The sequence below is a fragment of the Vibrio sp. KUL70 genome, assembly GCF_059725515.1.
Genome location: NZ_AP045834.1, coordinates 1148349 through 1159313, shown reverse-complemented (window position 1 = coordinate 1159313; position 10965 = coordinate 1148349). Strand labels below are relative to the sequence as shown.

The 10965-nt window shown below is 43.4% G+C and carries 7 protein-coding genes, 1 tRNA gene and 1 pseudogene; 1 reads left to right on the top strand and 8 read right to left on the bottom strand.

What is annotated here, in order from left to right:
* Positions 1–20: 20 nt before the first annotated feature.
* The 6 genes and pseudogenes from AC6I7V_RS05280 to AC6I7V_RS05255 all read right to left on the bottom strand — a co-directional run bounded on the left by AC6I7V_RS05280 (position 21) and on the right by AC6I7V_RS05255 (position 7824).
* Positions 21–695: a restriction endonuclease subunit S gene (locus tag AC6I7V_RS05280; protein WP_498011648.1), complete on the bottom strand. Its 675-nt coding sequence runs from the start codon at positions 693–695 to the stop codon at positions 21–23.
* Positions 696–743: 48 nt separating this feature from the next.
* Positions 744–2279: pseudogene (locus tag AC6I7V_RS05275) on the bottom strand (type I restriction-modification system subunit M); the annotation flags it as partial.
* Positions 2280–3052: 773 nt separating this feature from the next.
* A complete protein-coding gene (locus AC6I7V_RS05270) occupies positions 3053–4360 on the bottom strand; it encodes a site-specific integrase (protein ID WP_498011477.1) in 1308 nt (435 codons plus the stop codon).
* Positions 4361–4449: 89 nt separating this feature from the next.
* Positions 4450–4537, bottom strand: a tRNA-Ser gene (locus AC6I7V_RS05265).
* Positions 4538–4691: 154 nt separating this feature from the next.
* Positions 4692–5141: an L-alanine exporter AlaE gene (locus tag AC6I7V_RS05260; RefSeq protein WP_261882887.1), complete on the bottom strand. Its 450-nt coding sequence runs from the start codon at positions 5139–5141 to the stop codon at positions 4692–4694.
* A 247-nt stretch (positions 5142–5388) separates the two neighbouring features.
* Positions 5389–7824, bottom strand: a complete 2436-nt coding sequence (locus tag AC6I7V_RS05255; RefSeq protein ID WP_498011476.1) for a hybrid sensor histidine kinase/response regulator — start codon at positions 7822–7824, stop codon at positions 5389–5391.
* Positions 7825–7962: 138 nt separating this feature from the next.
* On the opposite strand from AC6I7V_RS05255, the gene AC6I7V_RS05250 reads away from it, so the two are divergent.
* On the top strand, positions 7963–8532 hold the full coding sequence (locus tag AC6I7V_RS05250) for a UPF0149 family protein (protein WP_255230974.1): 570 nt from the start codon (positions 7963–7965) through the stop codon (positions 8530–8532).
* A 98-nt stretch (positions 8533–8630) separates the two neighbouring features.
* On the opposite strand, the gene AC6I7V_RS05245 is transcribed toward AC6I7V_RS05250, so the two are convergent.
* The gene (locus AC6I7V_RS05245) at positions 8631–9686 is read right to left on the bottom strand and encodes a potassium channel family protein (RefSeq protein WP_498011475.1); all 1056 of its coding nucleotides are present in this window, start codon (positions 9684–9686) and stop codon (positions 8631–8633) included.
* 178 nt (positions 9687–9864) lie between these two features.
* Positions 9865–10926 carry a quinolinate synthase NadA gene (gene nadA / locus AC6I7V_RS05240; RefSeq protein ID WP_255230976.1) on the bottom strand — a complete coding sequence of 354 codons (1062 nt, stop codon included), beginning with the start codon at positions 10924–10926 and terminating at the stop codon, positions 9865–9867.
* Positions 10927–10965: the final 39 nt, after the last annotated feature.

Here is a 10965-nt window from a genome sequence, read left to right as displayed (position 1 = left end):
AATCCAACTGGCGGTTCCAACTACACGAACATTTGCTGCAACAAGCCCTTCTTCCACTCTTTGGCTTTCTCAAGCTCTGAGTTGGCTAGATCGATCTTCTGGTCAATCGCTGATAGGAAGTTAGCTATTCGCGTTTGCTCTTCTAGGCTTGGGGTACATAGTTTTACTTTACCTAAATCGTTCAGGTATAAACCGGGCTGGGCTCCTATGGTCTTTTTTGTCTCTAGCTGCTTCTGCACATAGGAAGACTGGAGTAACTGACAAATATAATCAGTATTTGATGTAGGAAACCTTAATATGGCGACACTACGTTGAAAAGCAATATTCTTAGTGTCTAAGACTTTTGCAACTCGTCCAATAGTACCAACAATCGTCAGAAGAACGTCACCTTTATGTAGTTCGTAATTCTTATATATTTTGTCGAATTCCGATTGTGAAATTTTCCTTTCAGAATCAGTTATTCTGATAGAGTTATTGACTATGTTTTTCGCACTCAATAGAAAGTTAGGAGCCCCTTCTTGATCAGGATGGGAGCCATGTGTCCCATCTTTTAGCAAATTCACTAAACTCTTCAACGTTCTCTCTTCCCAATCAGGAAACTCATTACCGTCATCCGCTTTAAAGCGTAGTGTCGGTGGGGTAAAGGTTAGCTGTCCATCTTGTTCGTCCCACCTGCCATTAAACAATTGTTGCATCACACCTTTCTTGTACTGCCTTAACAAGGGTAAACTTCCACCGCTACGGAATGGAATACCTAACTCTTCCGTATATAGTTTTATTTTTGAATCTACAAATTCTGTGGCTTCATGTAATGTCTCTAAAGCATCAGATACAACATTAAGATCTATCGACTCTTCCTCTTCAAAGGTATCCACATATCGAGGGATGTTGAGGTTGTAGTCGTTCTCTTCAACCTCAGTAATCTTGGCGACATGGGCAAACTTTTCGACGGATTCACGTTTACTGTAAGCTACGACAATGCGTTCAACGTCTTCGTGGCGCATAAAGTTTTGCGCTTTGCCTTTTTCGAAGTGGTTAGAGGCATCGATAAACAGCACGTTGTCATCGTTCTTACGGTTCTTTTTGAATACCAAGATACAAGTTGGAATGCTTGTGCCGAAGAAGATACCCGCAGGTAAGCCAATAACGGCATCTAGGTAATTCTTTTTCTCGATAAGGTGCTTACGGATATGACCTTCTGCCGCACCACGGAATAGAATGCCGTGAGGGACAACTACAGCTAATGTGCCCGTTTCATTCAATTGGTGGATCATGTGAAGCACAAAAGCAAAATCAGCTTTCGATTTAGGGGCAAGCTTGCCGTAGTCAGCAAAGCGTTCACTGTTTAAGTGCAGTTCGTTAGCACTCCAGTTCGCTGAAAACGGAGGGTTCGCTACTACTGCATCAAAACGCTTATCTAGGTGCATTGGGTGTTCTAGGGTGTCATCGTTTTTGATATCAAACTTATCGTAACGCACACCGTGCATCAGCATGTTCATCCGAGCGAGGTTATAAGTGCTTGGGTTTTGCTCCTGACCACAAAACTCAAGATTGTGGCTACCTACTTCACGAGCAACACGCAGTAGCAATGAGCCTGAACCACAAGTAGGGTCGTATACGGACTTTACGTTGCCATCTAGGCTAACCAACTTAGCAAGGATTTTAGATACTTGTTGAGGGGTGTAGAACTCGCCTGCTTTCTTACCTGCACCAGAAGCGAACTGACCAATCAGGTATTCGTAAGCATCACCAAGTAGATCGATTTCAGTGTTCTCTAGATGGAAGTCGATGTTATCTAGGTGAACCAACACCTGACTGATTAGCTTATTACGTGCGTCTGGGTTTTTACCTAACTTACTTGAGTTAAGATCTAACTCTTCAAACAAACCATTGAAGTCATCAGCAGAATCCGCCGCTGTAGTGGATTGTTCAATATCAGCAAGGGTGCGTTCAAGCTCATCGATAATAAACTCTTGTTTCTTGCCTCGCTCTGCTAGGCTAGAGAAAAGCTGCTTAGGAGCAATAAAGTAACCAAGGTTCTCGACACACTCTTCACGAAGGTCATTGAGCAGTTCTTTATCATCAGCAGCACCAACAAAGGTAATGCCATCTTCTGCAAGTAGCTCATCACAGTAGCGGTTTAGCTTGTCTGATAAATACTTGTAGAAGATAAGCCCCAGAATGTAGTCACGAAAGTCGTCTGCCGACATATTGCCACGTAGTGTGTTGGCAATGTTCCAGAGCTGTTTTTGAAGTTCTTGTTGGTGTTGTTGAACCATGGTTTACCTGTTGATGTACGTTCAATCTGTATTTAGACCGAATTGTACCAGAAACCAAAGTGTTGCGATTGTTTTATGTCACGACCAAAATAGAAATAATACCCCACCTGCCCCACCTAGAAACCACCACTACACCCCAACAGCGTTATCCGTACACAACATGAGTGGCGCAGGATACTACCATAAAAAAATGAGATGAAAAGCCATTAACTTTGCCCTCGAAGATGGTGTCACCATCTCACTATGCATAAACAATGGAAGAAATATGCAAGAAGAGACACCCTCGACAATCCCACTTAAAAACCTAGACCGATTAATCCTACAACTTAACCTATGAGACCTATTTTTTTTCTTATTATTTTTTTTCTTATAAAAGGCCTATAACATACCTATAGAGTAACCTATAAATACCTATAAATACCTATAAGAAGCCTAAAAGACACCTAACCAATTGATAGTAGAGACTTAATCTGAGTGAGCTTGACTTGAATTGGGGATCTGCTGACTTGAATTGGGGATCTGCTGACTTCATTTGGGGTTTTGCTGACTTGAATTAGGGATCCTACACAAAAAATTGACTTGAATTGGGGATCTGCTGACTTCATTTAGGGTTTTGCTGACTTGAATTGGGGATCTTAAGCCCAAAAACTCACTTAAAATAAGTCACACAAGCATTGAACTCGGTCAAAGATGACTTATTCCAAGTGAGTTCCGCTCATTGATTAAGCACCTCACAAATCAACCCATTATCATTTAATTCAAAATAATTGAATTTAAATGCACAATACTGCGACATCTAATTTTTCTACTGCCATAGATAAATTTTCAATAGACGCTGTCTTTCCGTATCTTCCGAAAGTAATGCCCTTCGTAGTGTGCCCAATTAATTGCGCAACAATGTGCTCATCTACCCCAACTTGTTTGAGTTCATCGACAAATGTGTGACGTAGACCATGAAGAGTACGACGAGAGTTACCAACAAAGCCTTGCGACTTCAATACACGTTGGAATCGTTGGGCAAACTGTTTCCCCCAATCGTTGTACATTCCGATAGGGTTGAGCGAGAAAAGCTTCTTTTCACGTCTTTGGATGCGATTTTGAACATAGTCGACGAAACCAAGTTCAATCAGTTTGGAGTGAAGTGGAACGATGCGCCTAGCGGATAAACTCTTGAGAGTTTTGTTGTCGCCATCATCATTAATCGAGATACACCAGTGCCCATCGACTTGCAAAACATCAGCCGTATCAAGCTGGCAAATTTCAGCACTTCGAGCGCCCGTATGCAGGAGTAATAAGGGTATCCAATAGTCTTCTAGTTGAGATTGGATGGTCTTTTTACCTGATTTCAAAGTTTTGTAGTCTTTAAAATTTTCATGGCTAAACAGGTGTTTTAGTTGAGAGTGCGACCACCTACTACGCTCTTCAAACGCTTGTTGAGACTTCTTCTTCACTTTAATGTTATCAAGTGGATTCACCTTGATAACCTCTTGTATTTTCAACCATGAATAGAATTGTCGGTTGGCGGCAAGATATTCATTTGTCGTCTTCTCAGAACTCCCCTCTTCAAGCAAATACTGTTTGAACGCCATACCATCTTTTGGTGACACCTCTTGTACGTCAAACTTTCTGACAAACGTAAAGAATCTACCCAAGCGAAGCTTCAACTGGTTAACACTTCTTAGTGAGATTCTCTCTGCACTTTTACCCTTCAAAAACTCATCGACATGTCTCTGGTAATTACTTTGTGTCGGAGACTTCTTTTTCTTAGGTCTAGCCACAGGCTTTTTAAATTTCGACTTTGACGTCGTAGCAACTGAGTTTTGCTTAAACCCATGAGTCCTCATATCTGACAGCACCCCTTTCAGCTCACTAAGCTGTTCCTTTGCAGGTTTTAGAGTATCGAACTTACTAACTTGAATTTGAATCGCAGAGATGACAGCTATCATTCGCTCTTTTGCGATAGCGCGTTGCTTTGTTGATAAAGAGAATCTAAGTTCAGGAGGGAAACCTCTCCCAACTAATTCTTTGGAAAAGTAGTAGCGAGCATAGTAGCTAGCATTGCGGTCTTTAAGAAGAAACATGATCGTATCACTTGTACGTATCATGCCAATTGAATTTTGGTGCAGACACAAAAAAGCCCTTGTAAAACAAGGGCTTATTCGTAAAAATATGGCGGTGAGGGAGGGATTCGAACCCTCGATACGTTTCCGTATACACACTTTCCAGGCGTGCTCCTTCGGCCACTCGGACACCTCACCAAATTTTGTTGTTAAGCTATGTCGCTCAACGAGGCGCTACTTTATTGATTCTGCTCGCTTTGGTCAAGGGGCATTATCAAAAAAGTTACCCTAATTGGTCTGTTCGCTTACAAATTAACTCATTCGTTTGAAAACAGACCAAATATCAGCAGGATTATGCTTGTTGATAGTAACCCGGTACACGGAACCATCTACGGCACATATCTAAGAAGTAACCGTATAGCACACCCATACCGCACGAAATCACGGCATTACTCGTCACCGCAGTCACGATTTGATCTGTTGACGCGCCTACCGCGAACAAGATACCAGCATACACTGGTGACTGAAATAGAACATACGCGATCAGATCAGACAGGTTTTTTGCCAATGAACTGCCAGACAGCTTCGCACCGTTGCGTAGTACCCAATCACGGAAAACACCGTAAGGCCATGCGATTGCAATATTGACAGGAATAGAGAGTGTTCGTGATGCAAGAGACTGCTCAAACGACATACCCGAGATAAAAATCTCAACAATCATGCCAGAGATAAAACAGAAAACTACCATAGCAAAAGTATCCGCCGCTGCGTTACGAATACAAAATGGTCCACGAGACTTCATTCCACCAAACCCAAAATATACCACTGCCAATCCAGTGATTTAGTAACATATAACAAGGGCAAATCAATACCCAGCCAGATTATGTCACTATTAGAACATAAGATTTGCAGTGATAGATTTTGAATTTAAAATAAAGTTGTAAATTTACAACCAGAATTTAGAGTAAAACCAGTTACTTCCACCAGTAAAGTAGATTTAGCTCAAGCTTTACTCAAAATGTATTTCATTTACCGTAACTAAAGTACACTTATTCGACTGGAATATTGACGGTTATCGAGTTAATGAGTTCTTGAGGGGGGAAGCGCCCTTTTGAAAGCTCTTGAATCGCTTGAGTTAATAATGATGGAAGCAAAGAGTTCTCTGTAGGCTCGATATGAATAAGTAGGTTCTCTAATGCAAACGTCGCCAACTCTATGTTTTGGTCTTCCAGGGCAATGTACAAAGTCACCAAGAGTTCCTCGGTGTTATCTGGCGTTTTGTTTACCGGCTCTTCACTCTTCTTTGTTTGAGAGTCATGATATTGATAAAGCTTGCTAGAGAATCTAAAGAGCGCGTCATCAAGCTCTCGCTCATCAATCGGCTTAGCTATGATGTAATCAACCCCTGCCCCTATCATTCGCTCACGCGTCTCTTTAAAGACATCCGCAGTACAGCCAAAAATAAGCACCGATGACACTTCATCAGCCAGTGAACGTATTGCGGTTGTTGACTCTACGCCATCCATAACGGGCATGTGATTATCCATAAGAATCAAGTCAAAGCGCTCGGACGCCAAAGCCTGAATCGCAAGCTCTCCATTTTCAACACTCTTACAAGTAAAGCCTTTGTTTTCCATGAAAGTTTCAATGATCACAGTGTTCGTTCGGTTATCTTCCACAATCAAGACTTTTAAACCTGAGTAGTTAAGCTTGGAGTGTGGCACGCTTTCTAGCTCTCCAGGCTCTGTCGGTTCGATTTTTAAGTTCACATCAAAGCTGGTTCCAATCCCCTCTTCACTGGTCACTTGAACATCACCACCCATTAACTCGGCAATTTGCTTCACAATCGCTAAACCTAATCCCGTGCCGCCAAAGCGACGCGTCGTGGACGACTCAGCTTGCTCGAATGGATTAAAAATACGTTTTTGCGCTTCTTTGGAGATGCCAATACCAGTATCACGAACTCGAATGTTCAGATAGGTATTGCCATTCTTAGCAATTTCTTTGAAATAGACTTCGACAAAGCCGCGTGAGGTAAATTTCACCGCGTTGTTGAGCAAATTAAACAGAACCTGACGCAGACGCGCCTTGTCAGCAAAATACCAACGGCCTGCTGGCACTTCAGTGTAGACCTTAAACTGAAGCCCCTTCTCAGCAGATAAGGTGTAGTAAACACTATTAATACTGCCAATGAGTGAATCCAGTGGGAAACGCGTATTATCGAGTTCGAGTTTGCCCTGCTCTATCTTCGAGAAGTCCAAAATCTCGTTGAGCAACGTCATCATGTGATCGCCAGATTCATAAAGCCCACGCAGAAGTTTCTCTTGTTCGCGGTTTAAAGGTGTCTTGAGAAGAATTTGTGCCGTACCCAAAACCCCGTTCATTGGCGTTCGTATTTCGTGAGAAAGTGTTGCTAAGAAGGCAGTTTTGGCATTGGTCGACGCTTGAGCTTTTACTTTCTCAGCTTCTAGGAATACCGTTTTTTCATTAAATGTTTTGATTAGGTAGCCAATTTCATCTTGGCTTTGATAGTTAACATCTATGACCCCTCCCGCCTTGGAACCATCGACCTCAGCTGCAATCGTCGTAATGGGGCTAATTAGATATCGGTTTAATAAGTAGTAACCAGCCATCACGCACAAAAGCAAGAAAGGTGCGATACCCCACTCAATACTGATGACCTGTCTAGACACTTCGTCAGCAACCAACCATTTGGAATTGACAACATCGACCTGCCAATCAAACTGACCAAATTTGTGCTGGCTGATATAGATGCCATCAACCAAGTTATAGTTGTGTGTTACCAATATCTGCTGATCTTGGTCACGTAACGTAATGCCTAGGTCATACTCTTCAGCATGGCTCTTTATAAAGTTGAGAAGTTCGGTGAGGGATAAATCTACCGTTGCAACACCCGCGAACTCGCCGTCCAGATAAAACGGAGCGGAAGCCGTAATCATCTGGATATGAGTGTATGGTTCTAAGTAAACATCACTCCACGACACCGTTCCCATCGGTTTATCGACAACTGACCTATACCAAGCCTCTTGATGATAGAGCATGGATTTGGGGTTGTTGTACGAGAAGATCTGATCAACTTTGCCATCATCAGCTTTATTGAAGAAGTAACTGTCTTGTTCTCGCTCAGGATTATATACATAAGGTTCAGGCCAGATGCCGGCACTAATTATGGTGTCGTCACTGGCCGCGAGGATTGACTTGAAATGCTGAGCCAATAAATTGGGGTCAGGTTGAGCTTGTGCAAGTCCGACAAGGCTACGTAAAAAGCCCTCTGAGCTATTAAGCGGTGCCTCAATTAATGATGAAAGGATTTCTGCCCTTAAGTCTAAATTCTGTTGGAGCTTAGCGCGTACCGGCGATTCAACAACGAAATAGGTGACACTGCCGATAATGGCAATAAAGGTTGCAAGGTATAATCCAAGGGCAACCATGCTTTTTTTCTTAAGAGAGGAACGTATCTGCATATAATTTTATTGCTGCTTTTTTGTTTAAGCTAGCGACTATATCCAGTTACATCAAGCCTTTTTAGATTGGGTTTTGATTGCGACAACAAGATTGGTACTATAAGCACCAATTTGTTTCACCTACTACGGTACTTCAGTTTGACACTACAAGAAATTCTTTCGCTTCCTGAGTTGGAAGGCAAACTTATCACAGAACACAAAACACTTGGCTTTGTGACTGCAATGGCAGCCGCGCCAAACGTGTTAACGCCACACGAGTGGCTTCCATTCTTATGGGGAGGTGAAGAAGTTGCTCCTTTCGCTGATGGCGAACAACTAGAGAGCTATATTGAGCTTATCATTGCGCTTTGGAATGAAACTCGCCCAGCTTTGATGGAAGGTAGCTGGACTTGGCCAGAAGCTTGCCAATTAGACGAAGAAGAGGTAGTGAACGAAGCAACGCGTGACTTCTGCGAAGGCTTGCTGCAAGGCTGGCAAATCGCTCGTGATGACTGGGAAACATTGATGCCAGAAGAGAGTGAAGACAACGCATTAGTTGGTGGCGTTCTTCTATCTATTAGCATGCTTTACGATCCAGAAACGTCGATCGCGACACTAGCAGAACAAGGTGTTGAAGGTTTGGAGCAGTTTGAAGAGATCTTCAATGCTGTACCCGTTATGCTGTGCGGCTTAACGCAACGTGGTATCGCTCTAGCTGAAGCTCAATAACGATTTATGTCGAACTTGCATCGCTAGGTGTAATGAACGAAAAAGTACTAGGCTTCCCCAACGGAAGCCTTTTTTCGATCTGATTGACGCAGGAGTGTCTAACTCCTCAATTTGTCTGTGATGATTTGCCAGTTAAACTCCGGAATACGCTCGTCTGCGATATAAAAGAGTTTTGATCCTCCAGTCACTTCCACATCCAGTTCTGGGTTAAGTTCGATCCCCCGCCCCTTGCCGTGATCAATCGCGATCAGCGTTGCTTGATAACGCTCTTTGAATACACTAAAGATTGGCGCGACCGTTGTCTTCTCTGCACTCTCTGGGTAGTAAGTAGAATATTGCGTCATGCCACGAGTGGAGCTCAGTAGCTCTTGGTGTAAAGCGCTCGAGCCTGGATCAACAGCCGCTTTAGCCAGCATTTCTGCGCCCACGGCTGGAATACACTCAGAGTTTGGACAATGCTTGTGGAGAAGGTCACTCAAGGCTTCGTCTTTAAAGTAAACCAACAAGTGAGCATTTGGATTGCGATTGGCGCAATAAAGCGCCGCCGATAGAGTGATGTCATCTTCTGGGTTATCGATAAGAATACAGCTTGCCGACTCAATCCCCGTTTTTTTCATCTCTTTACCATCGGTATAACTGTTCACTTTAACGAAGTTGATCTCTCCAGGCAGAGGGTTTTCAATATCAGAACGCGTACACAACACAATTGGTCGCTTACCTGTCTCTTCATGTTGCAGCATTCTTATGAGATGAATCGTTCTTTGTTCATTCCAACCTAACATTAAAATGTGGTTTTCCACTCGGATTCTCCTTTTACCCAACAGGCCCGCACGCCAATATTCAACACCTTCAGTCGCAACTTTACCGAGTAACGCGGCAAACAAACTCAAGCCTCCGGGGATCACAAATAGAATCACTATCCATTGGCCAAACGCTGTGGCTGGTGACAAATCACCATAGCCAACCGTTGAAGCAGTCACGACCAGATAGTAAGCGAAGATAGTCAATGAAGACGTAAGATCATGCTCACCAGCAATGAACAACAGTAGCCACGCCGTGAACACATAGCCTGCAAACGCCACCAACAAGTTCTTCCCGTTTAACACAAATAAGTTCGCTTGAAGCCAGCGTTTAAGCTGTAACCAGATAACCATCCACACCTCAATTAAGTTTTTTGTTAATTACATGCTAGGAAAAATTTGCGATATCAACAAGATATCAGGTGTAAAACTCGAAAAAAGGTACAAAAAAAAGACCCCCAATACTTGGTGTCCAACTATTGGGGGTCATTCAGAATAGAGACTAGATTTTAGATACTGACGGAGAGCGAACTCACGCGTTACCTTTCACTTGCAGATTCAACTGCTCAGCAAAATCAAGCATACGGTTTAATGGGATAAGAGACTTCACGCGCAGTTCTTCAGAAACGAAGATCTCGTGTTGCTCACCACCATTCTCAAGCGCATTTTCAATCGCCTCTAGGCCATTCATCGCCATCCAAGGACAGTGTGCGCAGCTACGGCATGTTGCACCAGCACCTGCTGTTGGCGCTTCAATCAGTTCTTTTTCAGGCACCAATTGCTGCATCTTGAAGAAGATACCTTTGTCTGTCGCGACAATCATTTGCGGGTGCGGCAACTCTTTCGCTTTTTTAATAAGCTGGCTAGTAGAACCCACTGCATCAGCGAGCTCTACCACACTTGCTGGAGACTCTGGGTGTACAAGAATTGCTGCTTCAGGGTATACAGATTTCATCTTTCTCAATGCATCTGCAGAGAACTCGTCGTGAACAATACATTCACCTTGCCATAGAAGCATATCTGCGCCTGTTTGGTTGGCGATGTACGAACCTAAGTGACGGTCTGGGCCCCATATGATTGGTTTGCCTTCAGCATCTAGGCTTTCGACAATCTCAAGTGCAATACTTGATGTGACAACCCAGTCAGCACGCGCTTTTACCGCAGCTGATGTATTCGCGTAAACCACAACCGTATGGTCTGGATGCGCATCACAAAACTCAGTGAATTTATCCGCTGGGCAGCCCAGATCAAGCGAACACTCAGCTTCTAGAGTTGGCATTAAAATGCGCTTTTCAGGTGTCAGAATTTTCGCTGATTCGCCCATGAATCGAACACCACCGATGATCAGTGTGCTCGCTGGGTGACGGTTACCAAACTTAGCCATCTCTAGCGAATCACCAACGAAACCGCCCGTCTCTTCTGCGAGTGCCTGGATTTCAGGGTCCGTGTAATAGTGAGCAATCAAAACAGCGTCTTTTTCTTTTAGTAGCTTTTTGATGTTCGCTATGTGAGCCTGCTTTTGAGCATCGTTCAATGGAACTGGCTTCGGTGGGAATGGGTAAACAGTGTCGATTTTATCTAATATATGGCTCATTGCTTCTGCTCTACGCAACTTCTTCCGAGAATTAGAGCA

Coding starts and splice junctions, on each gene's coding strand:
- AC6I7V_RS05280 (WP_498011648.1), bottom strand. CDS start 695: ATGCAACAATTGTTTAATGGCAGGTGGGACGAACAAGATGGACAGCTA.
- AC6I7V_RS05260 (WP_261882887.1), bottom strand. CDS start 5,141: ATGAAGTCTCGTGGACCATTTTGTATTCGTAACGCAGCGGCGGATACT.
- AC6I7V_RS05255 (WP_498011476.1), bottom strand. CDS start 7,824: ATGCAGATACGTTCCTCTCTTAAGAAAAAAAGCATGGTTGCCCTTGGA.
- AC6I7V_RS05245 (WP_498011475.1), bottom strand. CDS start 9,686: ATGGTTATCTGGTTACAGCTTAAACGCTGGCTTCAAGCGAACTTATTT.
- nadA (WP_255230976.1), bottom strand. CDS start 10,926: ATGAGCCATATATTAGATAAAATCGACACTGTTTACCCATTCCCACCG.
- AC6I7V_RS05270 (WP_498011477.1), bottom strand. CDS start 4,360: ATGTTTCTTCTTAAAGACCGCAATGCTAGCTACTATGCTCGCTACTAC.